Origin of the sequence: Streptomyces sp. NPDC058741, assembly GCF_042746715.1 — a bacterium.
Taxonomy (GTDB): Bacteria; Actinomycetota; Actinomycetes; order Streptomycetales; family Streptomycetaceae; genus Streptomyces.
The window spans coordinates 48,695-70,190 of record NZ_JBHYQH010000037.1; the positions used below are offsets into that span (position 1 = coordinate 48,695).

Annotated in this window: 20 protein-coding genes and 2 pseudogenes; 7 read left to right on the top strand and 15 right to left on the bottom strand. The window is 73.9% G+C overall.

The features are described from left to right. Nucleotides 1-4: 4 nt before the first annotated feature. The 5 genes from ACFW6P_RS24990 to ACFW6P_RS25010 all read right to left on the bottom strand — a co-directional run bounded on the left by ACFW6P_RS24990 (nucleotide 5) and on the right by ACFW6P_RS25010 (nucleotide 4,346). A complete protein-coding gene (locus ACFW6P_RS24990) occupies nucleotides 5-667 on the bottom strand; it encodes a response regulator (RefSeq protein ID WP_386424847.1) in 663 nt (220 codons plus the stop codon). Next, nucleotides 664-2,013 carry a sensor histidine kinase gene (locus ACFW6P_RS24995; RefSeq protein WP_386358450.1) on the bottom strand — a complete coding sequence of 450 codons (1,350 nt, stop codon included), beginning with the start codon at nucleotides 2,011-2,013 and terminating at the stop codon, nucleotides 664-666. The genes ACFW6P_RS24990 and ACFW6P_RS24995 overlap by 4 nt, the downstream gene beginning before the upstream one ends. Next, entirely contained in the window at nucleotides 2,010-3,017 is a 1,008-nt protein-coding gene (locus ACFW6P_RS25000) for a hypothetical protein (RefSeq protein ID WP_386424850.1), read from the bottom strand. Before ACFW6P_RS25000 ends, ACFW6P_RS24995 begins: the two co-directional genes overlap by 4 nt. Before the next feature lie 80 nt (nucleotides 3,018-3,097). After that, nucleotides 3,098-3,568: a GNAT family N-acetyltransferase gene (locus ACFW6P_RS25005; RefSeq protein ID WP_386358454.1), complete on the bottom strand. Its 471-nt coding sequence runs from the start codon at nucleotides 3,566-3,568 to the stop codon at nucleotides 3,098-3,100. Nucleotides 3,569-3,572: 4 nt separating this feature from the next. Further along, nucleotides 3,573-4,346 carry an IclR family transcriptional regulator gene (locus tag ACFW6P_RS25010; protein ID WP_386358455.1) on the bottom strand — a complete coding sequence of 258 codons (774 nt, stop codon included), beginning with the start codon at nucleotides 4,344-4,346 and terminating at the stop codon, nucleotides 3,573-3,575. A gap of 196 nt (nucleotides 4,347-4,542) precedes the next feature. Between ACFW6P_RS25010 and ACFW6P_RS25015 the strand changes: the two genes are divergently transcribed. The 4 genes and pseudogenes from ACFW6P_RS25015 to ACFW6P_RS25030 all read left to right on the top strand — a co-directional run bounded on the left by ACFW6P_RS25015 (nucleotide 4,543) and on the right by ACFW6P_RS25030 (nucleotide 7,502). Continuing rightward, the gene (locus ACFW6P_RS25015; RefSeq protein ID WP_386424853.1) at nucleotides 4,543-5,100 is read left to right on the top strand and encodes an aldehyde dehydrogenase family protein; all 558 of its coding nucleotides are present in this window, start codon (nucleotides 4,543-4,545) and stop codon (nucleotides 5,098-5,100) included. A 36-nt stretch (nucleotides 5,101-5,136) separates the two neighbouring features. Next, nucleotides 5,137-5,563: pseudogene (locus ACFW6P_RS25020) on the top strand (GNAT family N-acetyltransferase). A 73-nt stretch (nucleotides 5,564-5,636) separates the two neighbouring features. Beyond that, a complete protein-coding gene (locus ACFW6P_RS25025) occupies nucleotides 5,637-6,353 on the top strand; it encodes a DsbA family oxidoreductase (protein ID WP_386358459.1) in 717 nt (238 codons plus the stop codon). Nucleotides 6,354-6,449: 96 nt separating this feature from the next. After that, entirely contained in the window at nucleotides 6,450-7,502 is a 1,053-nt protein-coding gene (locus ACFW6P_RS25030) for an aminotransferase class V-fold PLP-dependent enzyme (protein ID WP_386358460.1), read from the top strand. A gap of 251 nt (nucleotides 7,503-7,753) precedes the next feature. Here the strand turns inward: ACFW6P_RS25030 and thpD are convergent, their stop codons facing one another. From thpD to ACFW6P_RS25055, 5 genes are all read right to left on the bottom strand, one after another. Then, on the bottom strand, nucleotides 7,754-8,662 hold the full coding sequence (thpD, locus tag ACFW6P_RS25035; protein WP_386359511.1) for an ectoine hydroxylase: 909 nt from the start codon (nucleotides 8,660-8,662) through the stop codon (nucleotides 7,754-7,756). Between the two features lie 7 nt (nucleotides 8,663-8,669). Then, nucleotides 8,670-9,068 (bottom strand): ectoine synthase, encoded by a 399-nt coding sequence (locus tag ACFW6P_RS25040; RefSeq protein WP_386359510.1) that lies wholly within the window; start codon nucleotides 9,066-9,068, stop codon nucleotides 8,670-8,672. Between the two features lie 38 nt (nucleotides 9,069-9,106). Beyond that, the gene (ectB, locus tag ACFW6P_RS25045; RefSeq protein WP_386359509.1) at nucleotides 9,107-10,378 is read right to left on the bottom strand and encodes a diaminobutyrate--2-oxoglutarate transaminase; all 1,272 of its coding nucleotides are present in this window, start codon (nucleotides 10,376-10,378) and stop codon (nucleotides 9,107-9,109) included. 52 nt (nucleotides 10,379-10,430) lie between these two features. Then, nucleotides 10,431-10,937, bottom strand: coding sequence for a diaminobutyrate acetyltransferase (gene ectA, locus ACFW6P_RS25050; protein WP_386359508.1), 507 nt, complete (start codon nucleotides 10,935-10,937; stop codon nucleotides 10,431-10,433). A 339-nt stretch (nucleotides 10,938-11,276) separates the two neighbouring features. Then, nucleotides 11,277-11,813 carry a DinB family protein gene (locus ACFW6P_RS25055; protein WP_386359507.1) on the bottom strand — a complete coding sequence of 179 codons (537 nt, stop codon included), beginning with the start codon at nucleotides 11,811-11,813 and terminating at the stop codon, nucleotides 11,277-11,279. Nucleotides 11,814-12,018: 205 nt separating this feature from the next. Between ACFW6P_RS25055 and ACFW6P_RS25060 the strand changes: the two genes are divergently transcribed. After that, entirely contained in the window at nucleotides 12,019-12,210 is a 192-nt protein-coding gene (locus tag ACFW6P_RS25060) for a hypothetical protein (RefSeq protein ID WP_386359506.1), read from the top strand. Between the two features lie 92 nt (nucleotides 12,211-12,302). On the opposite strand, the gene ACFW6P_RS25065 is transcribed toward ACFW6P_RS25060, so the two are convergent. Beyond that, nucleotides 12,303-13,403, bottom strand: a complete 1,101-nt coding sequence (locus ACFW6P_RS25065) for a pyridoxal-phosphate-dependent aminotransferase family protein (RefSeq protein ID WP_386424856.1) — start codon at nucleotides 13,401-13,403, stop codon at nucleotides 12,303-12,305. Between the two features lie 131 nt (nucleotides 13,404-13,534). Here ACFW6P_RS25065 and ACFW6P_RS25070 point away from each other — a divergent pair, with 131 nt between their 5' ends. Both ACFW6P_RS25070 and ACFW6P_RS25075 read left to right on the top strand, forming a co-directional pair. Next, entirely contained in the window at nucleotides 13,535-14,626 is a 1,092-nt protein-coding gene (locus tag ACFW6P_RS25070) for an amidohydrolase family protein (RefSeq protein WP_386359504.1), read from the top strand. Nucleotides 14,627-14,783: 157 nt separating this feature from the next. Continuing rightward, nucleotides 14,784-15,710: pseudogene (locus ACFW6P_RS25075) on the top strand (SCO1860 family LAETG-anchored protein); the annotation flags it as partial. Between the two features lie 40 nt (nucleotides 15,711-15,750). On the opposite strand, the gene cobC reads toward ACFW6P_RS25075, so the two are convergent. From cobC to ACFW6P_RS25095, 4 genes are read right to left on the bottom strand one after another with little or no spacing between them, the layout of a single operon-like run. Continuing rightward, the gene (gene cobC / locus ACFW6P_RS25080) at nucleotides 15,751-17,313 is read right to left on the bottom strand and encodes an Rv2231c family pyridoxal phosphate-dependent protein CobC (protein WP_386359503.1); all 1,563 of its coding nucleotides are present in this window, start codon (nucleotides 17,311-17,313) and stop codon (nucleotides 15,751-15,753) included. Then, nucleotides 17,310-18,728, bottom strand: a complete 1,419-nt coding sequence (locus tag ACFW6P_RS25085; protein WP_386359502.1) for a cobyrinate a,c-diamide synthase — start codon at nucleotides 18,726-18,728, stop codon at nucleotides 17,310-17,312. The genes cobC and ACFW6P_RS25085 overlap by 4 nt, the downstream gene beginning before the upstream one ends. Continuing rightward, nucleotides 18,725-19,333: a cob(I)yrinic acid a,c-diamide adenosyltransferase gene (gene cobO, locus ACFW6P_RS25090; RefSeq protein ID WP_386359501.1), complete on the bottom strand. Its 609-nt coding sequence runs from the start codon at nucleotides 19,331-19,333 to the stop codon at nucleotides 18,725-18,727. The genes ACFW6P_RS25085 and cobO overlap by 4 nt, the downstream gene beginning before the upstream one ends. Then, nucleotides 19,333-21,387, bottom strand: coding sequence for a putative cobaltochelatase (locus tag ACFW6P_RS25095; protein ID WP_386424859.1), 2,055 nt, complete (start codon nucleotides 21,385-21,387; stop codon nucleotides 19,333-19,335). Before ACFW6P_RS25095 ends, cobO begins: the two co-directional genes overlap by 1 nt. Between the last annotated feature and the right edge of the window lie 109 nt (nucleotides 21,388-21,496).

Below are 21,496 nucleotides of genomic sequence, written 5' to 3' on the forward strand. Positions count from 1 at the left end.
ATTCTCATCCGGCGTTCAGGAAACCCGCCTCGTACGCGGCGATGACCGCCTGGGTGCGGTCCCGGGTGCCGGTCTTGGCCAGGATCGCCGCCACGTGCGACTTCACCGTGGCGGGACCGACCTCCATCCGGCGGGCGATCTCCGCGTTGGTCAGCCCCTGCGCCATGTGCCGCAGCACCTCGCCCTCGCGTGCCGTGAGCTTCGCCACCCAGGCGGGCGGCGCCGGGCGGGCGCGGGCGTGCTCGGTCGCCAGCGTGCGCACGGCCGCCGGGAACAGCAGGCTGTCGCTGCCCGCCACCAGCCGGACCGCCTGCACGAGCGCGTCGGCGTCGGCCCGCTTCAGCAGGAATCCGGCGGCTCCGGCGCGCAGCGCGTCGTACACGTAGGAGTCGTTCTCGAACGTCGTCACCACGATGATCCGGGGAGGCTCCGGCAGGCCGGCCAGGATCTGCTCGGTGGCGCGGATCCCGTCGACCTCCGGCATGCGGACGTCCATCAGGACCACGTCCGGACGCAGCTCGCGCACGACCGCCACGGCCTCGGCGCCGGTGGCCGCCTCGCCCACCACCTCCAGATCGGGCTCGGCGGAGAGGATCGCCCGCAGCGCGGAGCGCACCATGCGCTCGTCGTCGGCCAGGACGACACGGAGGGGGACGGGCCGGGTCATGCGGATCCCTTCAGGGGCAGACGTACGTGCAGTTGCCAGATGGGGGCGGGGGCGGCTGTCTCGGTGGCCCCGGTGGCCCCGGTGGTTTCGGCTGTCTCGGCCGGTGCGGCGGAGCCGGCCGCTCCTGCGGTGCTGCCCAGCCCCCTGGTCCCGGCCGTCATCGTGCCGCCCAGCAGTCTGGCCCGGTCCGCGATGCCGCGCAGCCCGTGGCCGCCGCCGGGGCGGGGGGCGGCGGGGCCGGTCAGCGGGTTCTCCACGGTGATCTCCACCTGCCCGTCCGCCACCGCGATCCGCACGTCCACGGCGACCCGCCCGCGGCCGGCGTGCCTGAGGGCGTTGCTCAGCCCCTCCTGCACGATGCGGTACGCCTCGCGGGACAGCACCGTGGGCAGTGCCCCCGGGTCGGCGTCGACCGTGGCCGTCACCCGCGCTCCGCCCGCCCGCGTCCGCGACAGCAGGCCGTCGAGGTCGGCGGCGAGGGTGGGTGCCGGGGCCGTTCCGGGGGCGTCGCCCTCGCGCAGCACACCGAGCACCGCGTCGAGTTCGCCCACGGTCCGCCGGGTCGTGTCCTCGATCGCGGCGAGGGCCTCACGGACGAACTCCGGGTCGGAGCCCAGCACCCGGCGCGCCGCGCTCGCCTGGAGGGTGACCGCGCTCAGGGCGTGACCGACCGAGTCGTGCAGCTCGCGCGCCAGCCGGTTGCGTACGGCGAGGTCGGCGGCGCGTGCCTCGGCGGCGGCGAGCCGGTCCGCGGGGGAGGGCGCGAGCAGCACCGGCGCCCAGCGGGCCAGCAGCGCGCCGCATCCGGCCGCGCACCCCGCCAGGGCCAGCAGCGACGCCACGCCCGCGACCGGGGCCAGCGCCAACGCCCAGGTGTGGTCGAGGAGTTCGGGCAGCCCGAGCCGGGAGTCGCGCAGCCCCGCGAAGAGAGGCAGCACGATCAGCACGGCGGCGAACGGCGGCAGCGCCAGCGACATCCCCGCGACGATCCCGCCGAACCCCAGATGCAATGTGAACCACGCCGCCGTCCGGCCCCGCTCGCCCCAGGTCCGGGCCGGGCCCGAGGCGATCCGGTCGGTGTCGACGTCGCACAGCCACCGCACGTTGGCGGCCTCCAGCGGCCGGGCCGTGGGGAACAGGGAGGAGACGGCGGCCAGCGGCAACCCCACGCCGAAGGAGGCGAGTTGCAGCGGGAAGGACCCGAAGACGTCGGTGGATCCCGTGGCCGGGCCGATGATCAACGTGCCGACCAGGACGTACGGCATGGCGAGCGCGCCGCCGAGGATCAGATGGACCCAGCGCAGGCGCGCCCGCCGGCCGAACAGGAACCGGGCGAGCCCGATCACGCCGCCCGCCGCGCGGCCCTGGCCGAACGCTCCGCGAGGTAGTAGGCGCCGAGGGCGGCGACGAGGAAGCCGACGAGCATCTGCCCAGCGTAGACAAGGTTCATCAGCGGCGTCGGACGTTCCGCGATGTCCTCCACGGCGGCGAGGGAGGTGAGCAGGAGCCAGCCGCCCCAGCAGGCCGCGGCACCGGAGCCGACCCAGGCGAGTGCCAGCGGCACCCGGACGGGCAGGGCCCGGCCCCGCCGGAAGGCCAGCAGCAGACCCCCGGTGACGGCCGCGAGGAGAAAGACCGCGAAGAGGGCCTCCACGACGTGGAAGACGCCGGTGCGCTCCGCGGCCCGGCCCGCGCTGAGTCCGGCCGTGCCGCCGCAGGCCCAGACGAGGTGCACGGCGAGCGGCGGCAGGGCGAGCGCGGCGGCGGCGACGGCGAGGGCGCGATGGGCCGGTCCGAGGGCACCGACGGGCAACTCCCACACCCTCCCGCGCCACAGGTGCCCCCAGCGGTCGCGCGCGTAGAGCACGAAGAGGCCGCCGAGGGCGAGTCCCTGGAAGACGAACCCCGAGTACACGACGGCGAAGACCCACTCGTGCAGGAAGCCGTCGCGCCCCGGTGACCCGGCGCCCTCCGCGCCGAACGCCCTCACCACCAGCTGCGCCGGGAACCCCGCCGTGATCGGCGCGAGCAGCCCGGTGGCGACCCAGACGGGGAACGCCAGCAGCCAGGCGGGCACCCGCAGCCCCCATGGCCGGGTCAGCACCAGCGCCAGCACGATCGCCGCGCTGTCCAGCAGCACGGTCAGGACGTTGACCACGGCCATGGTCAGGCGGTGGTCGAGCAGCGCGCTCCCGGCGGGGATCCCGAGGTGATTCCCGGCGATCCAGGCGATCTTGAGCCCGAGGTAGGGCATACAGGAGACGACGGCCACGGCGCGCAGGGCCCGCCGGGGACGGCTGAGCGGGACGGCGGGCCGGGGAGCGGCGGGTGGAGCGATCGACTGCGTCATGCGATCAGGCTCCCGTGCGGCGGCCCCGCGGCGCCTCCTGCACGCGCACGATCCGTCTCCGCCGCGCGGGGGAGACGGCCTCAGCCCTCCAGGATCAGCACCGTCTCGTCGATCTCGGCGCTCCGGGCCTGCGCGTAGCCCCGGGCGGCCGCCGCCACGCGGAACCCGCACTTCTCCAGTACCCGCAGCGACCCCGCGTTGTCCGCGGCCGCCCGGGCGTACAGCGGGCGCTCCGGCACCTCGGCGAGCAGGGCCCGCAGCGCCGCCGTGGCGATGCCCTTCCCCCAGTACGCGCGGTCGACCCAGTACGTCACCTCGCGCTCGCCCGGCGTCCCGTAGACCGCCGCGCTGCCGACCACGTCCCCGTCGGCGAGGACGGTCCGCAGCACGGCGGTCGAGGAGCGGATCCTTGCCCAGTGGGCGTCGAAGGCGTCCCGGTCGGCGGGGTCCTTCGGGGTGAAGGCCGCCATGTGCAGCGACTCCGGGTCGTTCATCTGCCGGAAGAACACCGGCAGATCGCTGTCGTGGACGGGGCGCAGTGCGACGTGCATGTGTTCAGAGCCTCCGGGTCGCGAGGGTCAGCCGGTCCCGCGCGTCGAAGAGCGCGTCCTTCACCAGTTGTTCGTGCGCCGGGGTCAGCCGGGCCACCGGCACCGAGCAGCTGATCGCGTCCCGGGCGGGCGTGCGGTAGGGGATCGCCACGCCGAAGCAGCGCAGCCCCAGCGTGTTCTCCTCGCGGTCCACGGCGAAACCCTGCTCGCGCACCTGGTGCAGCTCCTCGATGAGCTTCTCCCGGTCGGTGATCGTGTTCTCGGTCAGCGCGGGCAGCGTCTCCGGGAGCATCGTGCGGACCTGCTCGTCGGAGTACGTGCTCAGCAGCGCCTTGCCGAGGGACGTGGAGTGCGCGGGCAGCCGGCGGCCGACCCGGGTGAAGGGCCGCAGGTAGTGCTGGGACTGCCGGGTGGCGAGGTAGACGACGTTCGTGCCGTCGAGTCGGGCGAGGTGGATCGTCTCGGTGGTGTCGTCCGAGAGCCGGTCCAGCGTCGGGCGGGCCGCCGCCACGACCTCGTCGCCGTCGATGTACGACGTGCCGACGAGCAGCGCCCGTACGCCGATGCCGTACCGCGTGCCCGTCGCGTCGGTCTCCACCCAGCCGAGCTCGACCAGGGTGCGCAGCAGCATGTACAGGCTGGACTTGGGATACCCGACCGCCTCCTGGACCGCCGCGAGGGAGTGCATACCGGGGCGCCCGGCGAAGTGTTCGAGCAGTTCAACCGTCCGCACAGCGGACTTGACCTGCGCCCCGCCGCCCGTCTCGCCAGCCGACATCGCCCTTGACCCCTTCGTTCGTCGGGAAATGGTCTCCCCAGCATATTCACCATCAAAGACAGTGTTCAGTATATCGAACGCCCCTGGTGGGTGACCCCCGTACTGCGCCATGACATGTGTGGAGGGACCCGCGGTGGCAGCAGCGCCAGTCTGGAGTGTCGCCCCCCGAACCGGGAAGCAGCGCGAGCAGGTTGCGGTGGAGGCCACAGCCCAGGAGGTCGACGCCGCCGTCCGTGCCGTGCACGAGGTCCGCGGTTCCCTCGCGGACCGTACCGTGCTCGCCGCCTTCCTGCGCAGCGCCGCCGACAGGCTGGAGGCGGCCCGGGACTCCCTCGTCGAGACCGCCGACGCCGAGACCGCGCTCGGCCCGGTCCGGCTGACCGGCGAACTCGCCCGCACCTGCCACCAGCTGCGGGCCTTGGCCGGCATCGTCGACGAGGGCGCCTTCCTCGACGTCGTCATCGACCACCCCGACGACACCGCGGTCCCGCCCGTCCCGGACCTGCGCCGCTACAAGGTGCCCCTCGGCGTCGTCGCCGTCTACTCGGCGTCGAACTTCCCCTTCGCCTTCTCGGCCCCGGCGGCGACACCGCCAGCGCCCTCGCGGCCGTGTCCCGTCGTCGTCAAGGCCCACCCGGACCACCCGGCGCTGTCCGAGTACGCCGCCAGGTGCTGCGCCGCGCCGCCGCCCGGCACGGCATCCCCGACGGCGTCCTCGGCCTGGTGCACGGCTTCGCGGCCGGCGTCGAGCTGATCGAGCACCCGCTGGTCGCGGGAGGACGTCGTCGCGCTGCACGCGCGGGTCCGGGCGACGTACCACCCGGACGGGGTGCCCGAGGACGGCACCGACTGGCTCGCCGCCTGGCGCGACGCCCTCGTACGGACGGCCGGCCGGGTGCTGTGCGTCGTCGAGGAGGGACGCCTCATCGCCCTGGCCTCCTTCCGCACCCCCGAGGGCGGACCGGCGGACACGGTGAAGCCGTACCAGTTCCACGTCGACCCCGGCCACTGGCGCCGGGGCGTCGGCGCCGCCCTGCACACGGCCTGCGTCGCGCAGTGGCGTGCCGACGGCCGGCGCGCGGCCGTCCTCGACGTCCACGTGGACAACCTGCGCGCAGGCCTTCTACGCGCGTCAGGGCTGGACGCCGGACCCGGAGCACCCGCCCGCCGACGGCGACCACCACCGGTGCCTGCGCTTCACCGTGCCCGGGGAATGAACACCACTGCTTGAACGCTCATGCACACGGCGGAGGCGGCCCCCGCCCCCTGAGACCCGGAGAGAGCCGAGACATGCGCGTCGAGATCTGGAGCGACATCGCCTGCCCCTGGTGCTACGTGGGCAAGGCCCGCTTCGAGAAGGCGCTCGCGGCCTTCCCGCACCGCGACGAGGTCGAGGTGGTGCACCGCTCCTTCGAGCTCGACCCCGGCCGCGCCAAGGACGACGTCCAGCCCGTGATCACCATGCTCACCAGGAAGTACGGGATGAGCCGGGCCCAGGCCGAGGCCGGCGAGGACAACCTGGGCGCACAGGCCGCCGCAGAGGGGCTCGACTACCGCACCCGGGGCCGCGACCACGGCAGCACCTTCGACCTGCACCGGCTGCTGCACCTCGCCAAGGACCACGGCCGCCAGGAGCGGCTGCTGGACCTGATGTACCGGGCCAACTTCGCCGAGGAGCGCTCGCTGTTCGCCGAGGGCGACGAGCGGCTGGTGGAACTGGCCGTGGAGGCCGGGCTCGACGCGGAGGCCGCACGGGCGGTCCTCGCCGACCCGGGCGCCTACGCCGACGAGGTCCGTGCCGACGAGCACGAGGCCGCGCAGCTCGGCGCGAACGGGGTGCCGTTCTTCGTGCTCGACCGCACCTACGGCGTCTCCGGCGCCCAGCCCGCCGAGGTCTTCACCCGGGCCCTGACCCAGGCGTACGGCGAGCGTTCCCCGCTGACGCCCGTCGACTCGGGCGGCGCGGACGCCTGCGGCCCGGACGGCTGCGCGGTGCCCGGGCGCTGAAACCGCCAGGTCACGGGCCATCCATGAGCGCTTCTTCGCGCCACCACGCAGAAATCGGCGATGGACGGGGAGAGACGGGGGACGCAGAGTGGTCCCATGGAGACCTTCGAGAACCTCGTCCGCGCCGAGTTCACCCCCAGGCACACCTACCTGAACACCGCGAGCAACGGGCTTCTGCCCGCCCGTACCGTCACCGCCGTGCAGCGGGCGGTGCGGATGCGTGCCGAGGGCGTGCCCCTGGGGCCCCTGTACGAGGACGTGGAGGCCGCCCGCGCCTCCTTCGCCCGGCTGGCAGGCGTGCCGGCCTCGCGGGTCGCGACCGGGGCCTCGGTCGCCGAGTACGGCGCGCTGATCGCCGCCTCGCTGCCGGCCGGTGCCGAAGTCCTCACCGCGGAGGCCGACTTCGCCTCCCTGGTGAACCCCTTCCACGAGCGCGGCGACCTCAAGGTGCGGGCCGTGCCCCTGGAGCGGCTCGCCGAGTCCGTCCGGTCCGGCACCGCGCTGGTCGCGGTCAGCGCCGTCCAGTCCGCCGACGGCCGGCTCGCGGACCTGCCGGCCGTGCGCGAGGCGGCCCGGACGCACGGGGCCCGCACCTACGTCGACGCCTCCCAGTCCGCCGGGTGGCTGCCGATGGACGCCGACGCCGACGACTTCCTCGCCTCCGTGGGCTTCAAGTGGCTGCTGGGCCCGCACGGTGCCGCGTTCTGCGTCGTCCCCGAGGACTTCGGCGGGCTCACCCCGCTGCTCGCCGGCTGGGTCGCCGGGGAGGTCCCCTGGGAGAGCTGCTACGGCCCCGTCGAGGAACCCGCCCGCTCCGCACGGCGGTTCGACGTCAGCCCGTCCCTCTTCAGCCATGCCGGGCTGCGCGCCTCGCTGGAGCTGATCGAGGAGATCGGCGTCGACGCCGTGCACGCCCACGACGTGGCCCTCGCGGACCGCTTCCGGGACGGGCTCGCCGTGCTGGGCCACGCGCCGGTGCCCGCACCGGGCTCGGCCGTCGTGTCGGTGCCGGGCCTCGGCCACCGGCAGGCGGAGCTGAGCGCGGCGGGCATCGAGGTGTCCGACCGGGCCGGGAACCTGCGTGCCGCGTTCCACCTCTACAACACGGCCGACGACGTCGACCGGCTCCTGGACGCCCTGCGGGCATGAGAAGACCGGGTGGGGCCTCCCGTCCCACACGAGGAGGCCCCACCCGGCAGATCACATGTGACCTGCGGTCACTCCACCGCCGTCACAGGTCACTTCACGGGCGTGAAGTCCCGCGTCCCGATGGCGTGTCCTCCGGGGGACTACCCCCGGACCCCCGGCTCTCGGGGGCGTCACTTCACGGGCGTGAAGTCCCGCGCCCCGATGGCGTGTCCTCCGGGGGACTACCCCCGGACCCCCGGCTCTCGGGGGCGTCACTTCACCGGCGTGAAGTCCCGCGCCCCGATGAACTCCGGGCGCCGCACCGGCGCCGCGAACGGCTCGACCGCCGTGTTCTCCACGCTGTTGAACACGATGAACACGTTGCTGCGCGGGAACGGCGTGATGTTGTCGCCGGAGCCGTGCATGCAGTTGCAGTCGAACCAGGTCGCCGAACCGGCCTTGCCGGTGAACAACTTGATGCCGTGCTCGGTGGCGTACCGGGTCAGCGCCTCGTCCGACGGGGTGCCCGCCTCCTGCATCTGCAGCGACTTCTTGTAGTTGTCCTTCGGCGTGGCCCCCGCGCACCCGAGGAACGTCTTGTGCGACCCCGGCATGATCATGAGCCCGCCGTTGGTGTCGTAGTTCTCGGTCAGCGCGATCGAGACCGACACCGTGCGCATCCGCGGCAGACCGTCCTCGGCGTGCCACGTCTCGAAGTCCGAGTGCCAGTAGAAGCCGCTCGCCCCGAAGCCCGGCTTGACGTTGATCCGCGACTGGTGGACGTAGACGTCCGAGCCGAGGATCTGCCGCGCCCGGCCGACGACCCGCTCGTCACGGACCAGCCGGGCGAACACCTCGCTGATCTTGTGCACCTCGAAGACCGAGCGGATCTCCTGCGACTTCGGCTCGACGATCGAGCGCTCGTCGGCCCGGACGTCCTGGTCGTTGACCAGCCGGTTCAGCTCGTTGCGGTAGACGGCGACCTCGTCCTCCGTGATGAGCTCCTCGACGGCGAGGAACCCGTCACGCTCGAACGACAGCAGGTCCGCCGGGGAGACCGGGCCGGGGGCGTCGGGCGCGCCCCAGACGACCGGGTCCTGCCGCGGGGTGAGCACCTCGGTGGCGCCGCGACTGGGGTAGAGGTCGGGGATACCGGTGGTGGTGTCGGTGGAGGCGGTCATACGGACGTCACGCCTCCTCGGTGAGCAGCGGGTACACGCCGTTCTCGTCGTGGTCCTCCCGGCCGGTCACGGGCGGGTTGAACACGCAGAGGCAGCGGAAGTCCTGCCTGACCCGCAGCGTGTGCCTCTCGTGCCCGTCCAGGAGGTACATGGTGCCGGGCGTGATGGTGTGCTTCTGCCCGGTCTCGTGGTCGGTCAGCTCGGCCTCGCCCTCCACGCAGACGACGGCCTCGATGTGGTTCGCGTACCACATCGACGTCTCCGTACCCGCGTAGAGGATCGTCTCGTGCAGGGAGAAACCGACCTTCTCCTTGGCGAGGACGATGCGTTTGCTCTCCCACGTGCCGGACGCCGCCTTCACGTGCCGGTCGGTACCTTCGATCTCCTTGAACGAACGGACAATCACGGTGCTGCGATGCCTCCTAGGTGGGTGGTGCCTCGTGGTCAGGCGGTCTCGCGGACGGCGCGGGCCAGCGTGGTCAGGCCCTCGTCCAGCTCCTCGGGGGTGATCGTGAGCGCCGGGAGCAGCTTCACGACCTCGCTCTCCGGGCCGGACGTCTCGATGAGCAGCCCGAGTTCGAAGGCACGCCTGGCGACCTTGCCGGCGCGGGCCTTGTCGTGGAACTCCATGCCCCACACCAGGCCGCGGCCCCGGTACTCCTTGACGTCGGCCAGGTTCTCCTCAGTGATGGAGATCAGCGCCTGCTCGACCTGCTCGCCGCGCTTGCGGGTCTGCTTCTCCATCGCCGAGCCGTCGGCCCAGTACGCCTCCAGCGCGGCGGTCGCCGTGACGAAGGCGGGGTTGTTGCCGCGGAAGGTGCCGTTGTGCTCACCGGGCTCCCAGACGTCCAGCCCCGGCTTGAACAGGCACAGCGACATGGGCAGGCCGTAGCCGCTGATCGACTTCGAGACGGTGACGATGTCCGGCACGATGCCCGCCTCCTCGAAGGAGAAGAAGGCGCCGGTACGGCCGCAGCCCATCTGGATGTCGTCGACGATCAGCAGCATGTCCTGCCGCTCGCACAGGTCTGCCAGCGCGCGCAGCCACTCGGGCCGGGCCACGTTGATGCCGCCCTCGCCCTGCACGGTCTCGACGATCACGGCGGCCGGCTTGTTCAGGCCGGAGCCCTGGTCCTCCAGGAGCCGCTCGAACCACAGGAAGTCCGGTACCTGGCCGTCGAAGTAGTTGTCGAACGGCATCGGCGTGCCGTGCACCAGCGGGATACCGGCGCCGGCCCGCTTGAAGGCGTTGCCGGTCACGGCCAGCGAGCCCAGCGACATGCCGTGGAAGGCGTTGGTGAAGGACACGATCGCCTCGCGTCCCTTCACCTTCCGCGCGAGCTTCAGCGCGGACTCCACGGCGTTGGTGCCGGTCGGGCCCGGGAACATGACCTTGTACGGCAGGTCGCGCGGGCGCAGCAGCAGGTTCTGGAAGGACTCCAGGAAGTTGCGCTTGGCCGTCGTCGACATGTCGAGCCCGTGCGTGACGCCGTCGCGCTCCAGGTAGTCCATCAGCGCGCGTTTCAGGACGGGGTTGTTGTGCCCGTAGTTCAGTGACCCCGCTCCGGCGAAGAAGTCGAGGTACTCATGGCCGTCCTCGTCGTACATACGGCTGCCCACCGCACGGTCGAAGACGGTGGGCCAGCCGCGGCAGTAGCTGCGAACCTCGGACTCCAGGGTCTCGAAGACGCTCAGGTCGGGCTGGGTGATGGTCACGACGGATCGCTCCTAGGGGCGTGGCGGAAGTCTGGCGGAAGAGGGCGGGAAGTCAGCGGGGCAGCGGGCCGATGCGGTACAGGACCTCGGGGTCGTGCGGCCCGTCGGGGAACAGGCCCGTTCCGAACAGCACCTCGCGCTCCAGTCGCGCGCCGTGCCGTTCGGCGAACGAGGTGAACAGGCGTTCCGAGGCGGTGTTGCCCGGGGTGATGGTGGTCTCCACCGTCGTCACCCCGCGCTCGGCGGCGGTCCGTGCGACCAGACCGTCGAGCAGCGCCGCGGCCAGACCGCGCCCGCGGTGTGCCTCGTCCACCGCGACCTGCCACACCAGCAGGGTGTGCGGGCTGTCCGGCCGCACGTACCCGGTGATGAAGCCCATCGGCTCGCCGTGCTCGTCACGGGCGACGGCCGATGTGGCGGCGAAGTCCCGGCACCACAGCAGATAGCTGTAGGACGAGTTCACGTCGAGAACCTTCGAGTCCTTCGCCATCCGCCACAGTGCGGCACCGTCAGCCGTCGTGGGGCGGTCGATTTGCAGCTCTGCTTGTACGGCGGTCATGCAAATTGAACTTACCCAGCGAAATTCAAAATTGCATCGTCGATCGGCCTTACATATCGGCCTGGTCTGTGTTATCGCGCGAGCGCGAGGCGTGGCCGACGAGGGCGGTGATGTGTCTGATTTTGACCGGATAATCCTGGGTAAAATGGTCACGGTGTGTAACGCGTCACAGTCACACAATCCCCCGTCAGATCTGCGCGAATTACCTCGCGGAGTGCTCTCGAAATCCGTGCGTTTAGGAGCCGGAAAAGCGGGCAGAAGAATACGGGAAGCTGTTCTCGAAAGAATTAATGATTGTGTTCCAGCTTACACGGAGATGGCTCGGAAAGTGCGAGGAATTCAAGCTCCCGTCACTCCGTCGATGCGTTCCCGCAGGAGATCGGCGTGACCGTTGTGCCGCGCGTACTCCTCGATCATGTGGATGAGCACCCATCGCACGCTGACCTCCATGCCGGGCACCGGCCCCTCGGCGACCCGGCCGACGTGGTCCAGCGGCAGCCCGGCGCACAGCTCCCGCCCCCGCTCGATCTCCCGTCGCCAGATGCCGAGCGCCTCCGCCAGCCCCCGCCCGTGACTCAGGGCGTACCCGGTCGGGTCCTCGAAGACGGGCGGCACCTCGACGCCAGCGGCCACCCGCTGGAACCAGTTCCGCTCGACCTCGGCGAGGTGCTGCACCAGCCCGAGCAGGGTCAGCTCCGACGGCTCGGCCGACGCGATCCGCACCTGCGCGTCGTCCAGCCCCGCGCACTTCAGCGCCAGGGTGGCCCGATGGAAGTCGAGCCAGCTCTCGAGCATCGCCCGCTCGTCGCCGGTGAGACGGGGCACGGGCCTGCCGTCGGGGAGGGCCGGGGTACCGGAAGGTGTGTCGGTCGTCATACGGGGAGCATGGCACGCACCACTGACAGCGACCGGTCCAAGACCACAGCCGCGTGCCCCCGGCCCTCCGATCCGGGCCCCGGGCGGGCAGTGATGGGTTCGGACCTGGTGCGCGGCGGGCGGGCCGTGATGGTTTCGGACGCGGTGCGCGGCGGGCGGGCAGTGATGGTTTCGGACGCGGTGCGCGGCGGGCGGGCCGTGATGGTTGGAACGGGCACACGCCGAGGGCACTGTGACGGAGGACACGGCGGAGGCCCTCGCCTACCTCGTGGACCCGTTCGACCTGGTCAGCGAGGTCCCCGGGGTCGAGCTCCAGCAGGCCTCCTGGAGTGCCGAGCGGATCGACTACGACCCCGACGCGCCGGATCGGACCTGGTGCGCGGCGGGCGTGCACTGATGTCCGCGGACCTGGTGCGCTGCGGGCGTGCACCGAGGGCCGCGGACCCGGTGCGCCACCGCCCCGCGCCCACCCCAGCGGCCCCGGACGGCCTACCGCCAGGCGTCCTCGGCCGCGCGCAACGCCCCTTCGACGTCCACGGACAGCCCCGCCTCGGAGAGTGCGGCCCCCAGCGCCGCGAGGCTCGCCCGCACCGCCCCCGGAGTCGCGTCGGGGCCGTAGTGGTTGACCCGGATCATCTCCTTGGCCAGCGCACCCCCGCCCGCGGCGAGCGGCACCGCCGGATCCGCCTCGAGCGCCCGCGCCACCAGCTCCGACGCGACCACCCCGGAGGGCGCCCGCAGCGTCGTCGCGACGGGGGCCGCGTCCCGGGCCTCGTACACGTACGGCTCCAGCCCGCCGCCGAGCGCGATCGCCCCGGCCCGCGTCGCGGCGGCGGCCGATGCGTGCCGGGCCATCACCGCGTCCGGCCCGGCCGCCTCGATCCGCTCCACGCACGCCTCCAGCGCCAGCATCTCCAACTGCGCGGGCGCGTGCAGCAGCGCCTTGCGGCCGCCGTCGATCCACCGCTCCTTCCAGTCGAGGAGCGACAGGTACGACCGCCGCGGCGCATGCGGGTTCGCCGCCATCCGGGCCCAGGCCCGCTCGCTCACCGACACCGCCGACACCCCGGCCGGCCCGCCCATCGCCTTCTGCGCCCCGATGACGCACAGGTCCACGCCCCACGCGTCCGGCAGCACCGGCTCGGCCCCGATGGAGGCCACCGCGTCCAGGTAGAACACCGCCCCGTGCGCCCGCACCACCTCGGCGATGGCGGCGACCGGGTTGGTGTTGCCGGTCGCCGCCTCCGCGTGCACCAAGGACACGAAGTCGATCTCCGGGTGCTCGGCGAAGGCCCCCTCGATCTGCTCGGCCGTCACCGCGGTGCGGAAGGGCACCGCCAGATCGATCACCGTCGCGCCGCAGTCCCGCAGCCAGTCGCCGAAGGTCTGCCCGTAGGGACCCGTGATGACGTTGAGCGCGGTCGTGCCCGGGCCGGCCGCGGCGCGGATCGCGCCCTCCAGCGGCAGCAGCGCCTCGCCCTGCATGATCACGACGTCCTGCTCGGTACTCAGCAACCGCGCCACACGGTCCTCGATCGCGGCGAAGTGCTCCGCGCCGAGCGGGGCCAGGTCCAGAAACGGGTGCGTCACGGCAGTGCTCTCTTCACTCACAGGTTCGACGGCATCGAGGGTAACGGGCGGGTACCACGCCCCAGGGAGCCGAGGCCCGCGATACCCGGCCCCCTTCAGAACGCGTCCGGCGGCTCACTAAGGTGCGGTGCATGAGCGATCACGCGGTGCTGCACGTGAAGGGGCGGGTGCTCGTCGGACCCGAGGACGTCCGCGACGAGCTGTGGGTGGTCGACGGCCGGGTCTGCCACGACCGTCCCGCCGGTGCCCGCGACATCCGCACCGTCAGCGGCTGGGCCCTGCCCGGCCTCGTCGACGCCCACTGCCACGTCGGACTCGACCGGCACGGCCCCGTCCCCGAGGACGTCGCCGAGAAGCAGGCGCTGACCGACCGGGACGCGGGCACCCTGCTGATCCGTGACGCCGGCTCGCCCTCCGACACCCGCTGGATCGACGACCGCGAGGACCTCCCGAAGATCATCCGCGCCGGGCGGCACATCGCCCGCACCCGGCGCTACATCCGCAACTACGCGTGGGAGATCGAGCCCGAGGACCTGGTCGCCTACGTCGCCCAGGAGGCCCGGCGCGGCGACGGCTGGGTCAAGCTCGTCGGCGACTGGATCGACCGCGACCTCGGGGACCTGTCGGCCTGCTGGCCGCGCGGGGCGGTTCAGGCGGCGATCGCGGAGGCACACCGGCTGGGCGCCCGGGTCACCGCGCACTGCTTCGCGGAGGACTCGCTGCGCGACCTCGTCGAGGCGGGCATCGACTGCATCGAGCACGCCACGGGCCTGACCGAGGACCTCGTCCCGCTGTTCGCCGAGCGGGGCGTGGCCATCGTGCCGACCCTGGTCAACATCGCGACCTTCCCGCAGCTCGCCGCCGGCGGCGAGAGCAAGTTCCCCCGCTGGTCGGCCCATATGCGCCGGCTCCACGAACGCCGCTACGACACCGTGCGCAGCGCCTACGACGCCGGCATCCCGGTCTTCGTCGGCACGGACGCCGGCGGCGGTCTCGCCCACGGGCTCGCGGCGGCCGAGGTCGGCGAACTGGTCACCGCCGGCATCCCGCCCGTCGAGGCCCTCGCGGCCGGCACCTGGGCGGCCCGCGCCTGGCTCGGCCGCCCGGGCCTGGACGAGGGCGCCCCGGCCGACCTGGTCGTCTACGACGAGGACCCGCGCGCGGACGTCCGCGTGCTGACGGCGCCGCGCCGGGTGGTGCTGAACGGGCGCGTGGTGGGGTGACCGCACGGGTGACGGCGGGGAACGCCTGTCCCGGAGGATTCGAAAGCATCCACGGTCTCACCCCGATGGAGTGAAGCGGCGTCGGATCGCTGACGCCGTGCGCGCGGTGCGGCGATTCTTTGCGGGTCCCGAGCCTGTCACTCCTGGAGTCCCCACCGTGAACAGCACTTCCTTCGCCCTGCCCGCACGTCGGCTGGCGACCGTCGCGACGGCCGCCGTCCTCGCCGCCGGGCCCCTGACCTTCACCGGCGTGAGCCCGGCGCACGCCACCGGCGACCACGGGCGCGCGAGCGCCGCCGTCCTGCGTACCGGCCTGGACGTCTCGCTGCTGAACAAGCCGGTGAACGTCCCGCTCGCCGTCTCCCTCAACGAGGTCCGGGCTCCGCGGAGCGCCGAGAAGACCGCGCTGACCGCCGCCCTGGACGCGGTGGACGGCGGCCGGCCCTTCAGCGTGCTGCGGGCCGAGGCGGCCGAGGCGAGGGCCACGACGTCCGCCGCCAAGGCCGAGGCGAGCACCACCCTGGCCCACGCCCGGCTCCATGTCCCCGGCCTGCCCCTGCTGTCGGTCGTCGAGGTCGAGCAGGTCACCGCGAGGGCCACCTGCGAGGCCGGGAGGAGGCCGTTCGCCACGACCGGCCTGCCGGGTTCGGTGACCGTGCTCGGCCAGCGCGTCGAGCTCACCGCGAACGGCCCGACGGACGTCAAGGTGCCCGGCGTCGGCGAGGTGCGCCTCGACCTCTCCAACACCCGGACCACGACCCGCTCGGCCGCCGCGACCGCGCTCGAACTCAAGGTGTCCGTCGCCCCGTTGAAGCTCAACGTCGCGAAGGTCGACGGTACGCTCACCCTGGCCGAGGCCACCTGCACGACACCGCGACCGGCCGCCTCCGCCCGGCCGCGGCCCGCACCGGACGCCTCGGCCGGGCCGTCGGACCCGGCCGTCGGCGTCAGGGCGCAGGGCCCACCCGCCGCGGAGGCGAACCTGGCCGAGACCGGCGGCAGTGCGAAGACGCCGTATCTCGTCGGCGCGGCGGCGGTGCTGCTGGCCGCGGGCGGGGGAGCGGTGCTCCTGGCGCGGCGCCGCAGCCGAGGTCGGCGGGTATCGCGCGGCTCTGGGTCCGGCCTCAGGGCCGCAGCGCCACCTCCAGCGCGCGCAGGAAGCCGTCCGTCGTCGTCCGGTCCCTCACCGCCAGCCGCAGCCACTCCTCGTCCAGGCCGGGGAAGGTGTCCCCGCGGCGCACGGCCCAGCCGAGGTCGCGCAGGCGCCGGCGTACGGCGGCCGCGTCCGGCACGCGGATCAGCAGGAACGGGCCGTGCGCGGGGCCGGCCACGCGCAGGCCGGCCGGGGCGAACCCGGCCAGGCCCGCCAGGAGACGGGCGCGGTCCGCGGCGATGCGGTCGGCCGCCTGCGCCGCCTCCGCCAGCGCCCGTGGCCCCACGCACGCCTCGGCCGCCACCAGTGCCGGTGTGGACACCGGCCACAGCGGCTGCGCCCGCTCCAGGTCCCCTACCGTCTCCGGCGCCGCCAGCACGTATCCGATCCGCAGCCCGGCCAGTCCCCACGTCTTGGTCAGGCTGCGCAGCACCACGAGACCCGGCACGTCGGTCCGGCCCGCCAGGGCCTCGGGCTCTCCCGGAACCGCGTCCATGAACGCCTCGTCCACCACCAGCACCCGCCCGGGCCGTGCGAGGGAGGCGATCGCGTCCGCCGGGTGCAGCACCGAGGTCGGGTTCGTCGGATTGCCGATCACGACGAGGTCGGCGTCCTCGGGAACGGCCGCCGGGTCCAGCCGGAAGCCGTCCCGCTCGCGCAGCAGCACCCGGCCGACCGTGTGCCCCGCGTCCCGCAGCGCCGCCTCCGGCTCGGTGAACTGGGGGTGCACCACGACCGGCCGCCGTACCCGCAGGGCCCGGGCGAGCAGCACGAACGCCTCCGCGGCACCCGCCGTCAGCAGCACCCGTTCCACCGGCAGCCCGTGCCGCGCGGCCACGGCCGCCCGTGCGGCCCGACCGTCCGGGTAGGCGGCCAGCGAGGTGAGCGACGCGGCGATGTGCTCCCGCAGCCACGCCGGCGGGGTGTCCGAGCGGACGTTGACGGCGAGGTCGACGAGCCTGGTGCCGTCGTCACGGACCTCGGCGTCTCCGTGGTGCCGCAGGTCGTGCCCGCTCCGCATGGGGGGGAGAGGGTCCGTGAGGGGAGAGGCGGGGCCGCCGTCGTGGTCCGGGGCGGCCACGGGCGCCGGGGCGGCCGAGGGGTGCGGGCGGGCCTCACCGCCCCGCAGCGCGACGGCGCAGGTCGCCCTCGCGGACTTGCGCTTGGGGACGAGCAGTTCACCGCCGCCCCGCAGCGCCGCGGCCTCCGCGACGGAGGGCGTGCCGACCGCGGCGAGCGGCACGCCGGACGGGCCGGGCACGCTCACCCGGCCCAACTCCCCGGCGTCATAGGCCACCAGGGGCACCCCGAGCCGCCGTGCCGTCTCCATGATGCCGGGCTCGCCGGCCTTGCCGGTGACGGTGGCGAGTTCGGCGACGGCCGCGGCGGGCAGCCCTGCCTCCCGCAGAGCGCCCTCGACCAGCGCGAGCACCTCCTCGGCGGCGACGCCCTTCGACGCCCCGACCCCGACGACCACGCCTTCCTCGCCGCGCACCGGTGAGGAGACCCCGGAGCCGGCCGGTCCGCTGCTCACGACGTCCGGCACCTTTCCACGAACCGGAGGGCGACGCCGGGTTCGGCCGCCCAGTGCGTGTGCAGGTAGCTGGCGTGCACGCCGCCCCGCACGAACCCCTCGACCCGCGGCCGGGGGGTGCGCAGGCCCCAGGCGGGTTCCGCGCCCGCGCCCGGCTCCACCACGGTGCGGTGGAACTCGTGACCCCGCATCCGGGTCCCCGCCGCCGCGAGCACACTGTCGCCCACGGCCACCGCGTCCCGGTACCCCAGGGTGAGCCGCTCCGTCATCCGCGCCCCGGCGTCCAGCACCCCGCACATCGGCAGCCCGTCCAGCTCCCGGCACAGATACAGCAGCCCGGCGCACTCGGCGGCGACCGGCGCCCCGCCGTCCGCCAGCACGGCGACGGCCTTGCGCAGCGGTTCGTTGGCGGACAGCTCGGAGGCGTACACCTCCGGGAACCCGCCCCCGATCACCAGCCCCCCGGTGCCCTCGGGCAGGTCCTCGTCCCGCAGCGGGTCGAACGGCACGACCTCGGCACCGGCGGCGGCCAGCAGCTCGGCGTGCTCGGCGTAGGAGAACGTGAACGCCTCACCGCCGGCCACCGCGATCCTCGGCGCCCCTCCCCGGCGCGGGCCCCGCGTCCCCTCCGCGCCGGTCGGGTGGGCGGCGGACGACGAGACCGCCTCGGCCGCGTCCCACGCCGTGCACGACAGCGTGCCCGCACCGCGCGCCAGCGCCTCCAGCGCGTCGAGATCGCACCCGGCCGTGACCTGCGCGGCCATCGCCTCGACGGCCTCCACGGCCGCCCCGCGCCGCTCGGCGACCGGCACCAGACCCAGGTGCCGCGACGGCGTGTCCACCTGCGCGACCCGCCGCAGCACGCCGAGGACGGGCACCCCGACCTGCTCCAGGGCCTCCCGCAGCAGCTCCTCGTGCCGGTCGGTCGCGACCTTGTTCAGGATCACGCCCCCGACCCGCACCTCCGGGTCCCAGGACACGAACCCGTGCACCAGCGCCGCCACCGACCGGGACTGCGACGACGCGTCCACGACCAGCACCACCGGCGCCCGCAGCAGCTTCGCCACATGCGCCGTGGACGCCAGCTCACCCTGCCCGGCGACCCCGTCGTACAGCCCCATCACGCCCTCGACGACGGCGATGTCGCAGCCCCGCGCCCCGTGCAGGAACAGCGGCCCGACCCGCTCCGGGCCGCACAGGTACGCGTCCAGGTTCCGTCCCACCCGCCCGGTCGCGAGGGCGTGGTAGCCGGGGTCGATGTAGTCCGGCCCGACCTTGTGCGGGGACACGGCGAGCCCTCGCGCGGCGAACGCGGCCATCAGCCCCGTGGCGACGGTCGTCTTCCCGCTCCTCGACGCGGGCGCGGCGACGACCAGCCGGGGCACGGACGAGGCGGACGACGAGGAGGGGCTCACCACTCGATGCCCCTCTGCCCCTTCTGCCCGGCGTCCATCGGATGCTTGACCTTGGACATGTCGGTCACCAGATCCGCGAAGGCGACGAGCCCCTCCGGCGCGTTCCGCCCGGTGATCACGACGTGCTGGGTGCCCGGCCTCTCTCGCAGCACCTCGACGACCTCACCGGTGTCGATCCACCCCCAGTGCAGGGGGTAGGCGAACTCGTCCAGCACGTACAGCCGGTACGTCTGCGCCGCAAGGTCGCGCTTGACCTGCTCCCAGCCCTCCCGGGCCTTCTCCTCGTTCGTGGAGTTGTCGCCCTGCAGGCCGCGCTGCACCCACGACCAGCCCTCGCCCATCTTGTGCCAGGCGACGGATCCGCCCTGCCCGCTGTCGCCCAGCACCCGCAGCGCGTTCTCCTCGCCGACCTTCCACTTCGCCGACTTCACGAACTGGAACACCCCGATCGGCCAGCCCTGGTTCCAGGCCCGCAGAGCGAGCCCGAAGGCGGCCGTCGACTTGCCCTTGCCGACGCCCGTGTGGACCATGACGAGCGGCCGGTTCCGCCGCTGCCTGGTCGTCAGTCCGTCGTCCGGGATGACACTCGGCTGTCCCTGCGGCATTACGCGGCCCTCCTCGAAGTCCCCTGCACATCCCTGACCAGCCCGGCGATCGAGTCGGCCCGCAGCTCGTCCAACGTGACGGCCGTGCCGCCCAGTTCACCGGCGAGCTGACCGGCGAGCCCCAGCCGCACCGGCCCCGTCTCGCAGTCCACGACGACCGACGCCACACCCTCGGCGGCGAACAGCCGGGCGGCCCGCTCGGCCAGCGCGACCGGCTCGGGGCCGCCGGTGGCCCGCCCGTCCGTGACCACCACCAGCAGCGGCCGCCGCGCCGGATCCCGCAGCCGCTCCACGCGCAGCACGTCGTGCGCGCGCAGCAGCCCTTCGGCCAGCGGCGTCCGGCCGCCGGTCGGCAGCGACTCCAGCCGGGCCGCCGCCGCGTCCACGGACGAGGTCGGTGGCAGCGCGACGTCCGCGCCCCGGCCCCGGAACGTCACCAGCCCCACCTTGTCCCGCCGCTGGTAGGCGTCCAGCAGCAGCGACAGCACGGCCCCCTTCACGGCGCTCATCCGCTGCCGCGCCGCCATCGAGCCGGAGGCGTCGACGGCGAACAGCACGAGATTGCCCTCGCGTCCCTCACGGGTGGCCTGCCGCAGATCGTCCCGGCGCACCACCAGCCCCGGCCCGGAGCGCCCGCGTGCCCGCTGGTGCGGGGCGGCGGCCTGCACGGTCGCCGCCAGGTGCAGCCTGGTCAGCGCGCCCTTAGGCCTGCGGGCCCCGGTCGTCCGCCCGTGCTCGGTCCGCGCCCGCGAACGCCGCCCGGCGGCGCCCTCGCCGATCCCGGGCACGCTCAGCACCTTGGTGCGGAACGGCTCGCAGGCCTGCACGGCCGACTGCTCACCCGCTCCCGAGGGCTGCGGCTGCCCGCCCTCCCCGGGCGGGGGTGGCGGCACCTCCGCGTCAGCGCCCTGCGGCGCGTCACCGGGCTGCGGCTGCCCGCCGCCCCCGCCGCCGGGCCCGTCCGGGCCGGGGTCCGGGTCCTGGTCCGTGTCCTGACCGGGGTCCGAGTCCGGGTCCTGACCGGGCTCCGGGTCCGGGTCGTCGCCGGAGAACTCCTCCAGCGTCCGGTCCAGCCTGTCCTCGTCCAGGCCCGGCGCGTCGAAGGGGTTGCGCCGCCGCCGGTGCGGCAGCGCGAGCAGCGCGGCCTGCCGGACGTCCTCCGCGAGCACGTCCGTACGCCCCGCCCAGGCCGCCAGGGCCGTGGCCGTCCGCGCCATCACGATGTCGGCGCGCATGCCGTCCACCTCGAACGCCGCGCAGGTCGCCGCGATCTGCCGCAGTGCCCCGTCGCCCAGCCGCACCGACGGCAGCAGCTCCCGCGCCGCGACGATCCGCGCCCGCACTCCGGTCTCCTCGTCGGCCCAGCGGGCGGCGAAGGCGGCCGGGTCGTCGTCGTAGGCCAGCCGCCGTCGGACGACCTCGACCCGCTGCTCCGGCTCCCGGGAGGCCGCGACCTCCACGGTCAGCCCGAACCGGTCGAGCAACTGCGGCCGCAGCTCTCCCTCTTCGGGGTTCATGGTGCCTACCAGCAGGAACCGGGCGGCGTGCCGGACGGAGACGCCCTCGCGTTCGACGTACGAGGCGCCCATCGCCGCCGCGTCCAGCAGCAGGTCGACCAGGTGGTCGTGCAGGAGGTTGACCTCGTCGACGTAGAGGATCCCGCGGTGCGCGTCGGCGAGCAGGCCCGGATCGAAGGCCTTCACACCCTCCGAGAGCGCCCGTTCGATGTCCAGCGCCCCCACCAGCCGGTCCTCGGAGGCGCCGACGGGCAGCTCGACCATGCGCGCCGCCCGGGTCTCGGACGCCCCCGCCTCGTGCGGCCCGTCCGGGCAGCCGGGGTCGGGAGAGGCGGGGTCGCAGGAGAACCGGCAGCCGGAGACGACGTCCAGCGCGGGCATCAGCGCCGACAGCGCCCGCACGGCCGTCGACTTGGCGGTGCCCTTCTCGCCGCGCACCAGCACACCGCCGACCGCCGGTGACACGGCGTTCAGCAGCAGCGCGAGCCGTAGATCGTCCTGGCCCACCACGGCCGTGAACGGAAACGGGGTGGTCACTTGTCGTCGCCCTCCAAGGTGCCTACGAGTTCGGGATGAGACGCCGCCCGCGGCCGCCGGCGCGGCGCGCCGGGCCCGGGTCCGGCCGCCTCCGGCCGCCGCCCGGCAC

Bases quoted from the DNA above. Each gene is read 5' to 3' on its own strand.
- ACFW6P_RS24990 (WP_386424847.1), bottom strand. From the start codon at position 667: ATGACCCGGCCCGTCCCCCTCCGTGTCGTCCTGGCCGACGACGAGCGC.
- ACFW6P_RS25000 (WP_386424850.1), bottom strand. From the start codon at position 3,017: ATGACGCAGTCGATCGCTCCACCCGCCGCTCCCCGGCCCGCCGTCCCG.
- ACFW6P_RS25005 (WP_386358454.1), bottom strand. From the start codon at position 3,568: ATGCACGTCGCACTGCGCCCCGTCCACGACAGCGATCTGCCGGTGTTC.
- ACFW6P_RS25010 (WP_386358455.1), bottom strand. From the start codon at position 4,346: ATGTCGGCTGGCGAGACGGGCGGCGGGGCGCAGGTCAAGTCCGCTGTG.
- ACFW6P_RS25025 (WP_386358459.1), top strand. From the start codon at position 5,637: ATGCGCGTCGAGATCTGGAGCGACATCGCCTGCCCCTGGTGCTACGTG.
- ACFW6P_RS25030 (WP_386358460.1), top strand. From the start codon at position 6,450: ATGGAGACCTTCGAGAACCTCGTCCGCGCCGAGTTCACCCCCAGGCAC.
- thpD (WP_386359511.1), bottom strand. From the start codon at position 8,662: ATGACCGCCTCCACCGACACCACCACCGGTATCCCCGACCTCTACCCC.
- ectA (WP_386359508.1), bottom strand. From the start codon at position 10,937: ATGACCGCCGTACAAGCAGAGCTGCAAATCGACCGCCCCACGACGGCT.
- ACFW6P_RS25055 (WP_386359507.1), bottom strand. From the start codon at position 11,813: ATGACGACCGACACACCTTCCGGTACCCCGGCCCTCCCCGACGGCAGG.
- ACFW6P_RS25070 (WP_386359504.1), top strand. From the start codon at position 13,535: ATGAGCGATCACGCGGTGCTGCACGTGAAGGGGCGGGTGCTCGTCGGA.
- cobO (WP_386359501.1), bottom strand. From the start codon at position 19,333: ATGCCGCAGGGACAGCCGAGTGTCATCCCGGACGACGGACTGACGACC.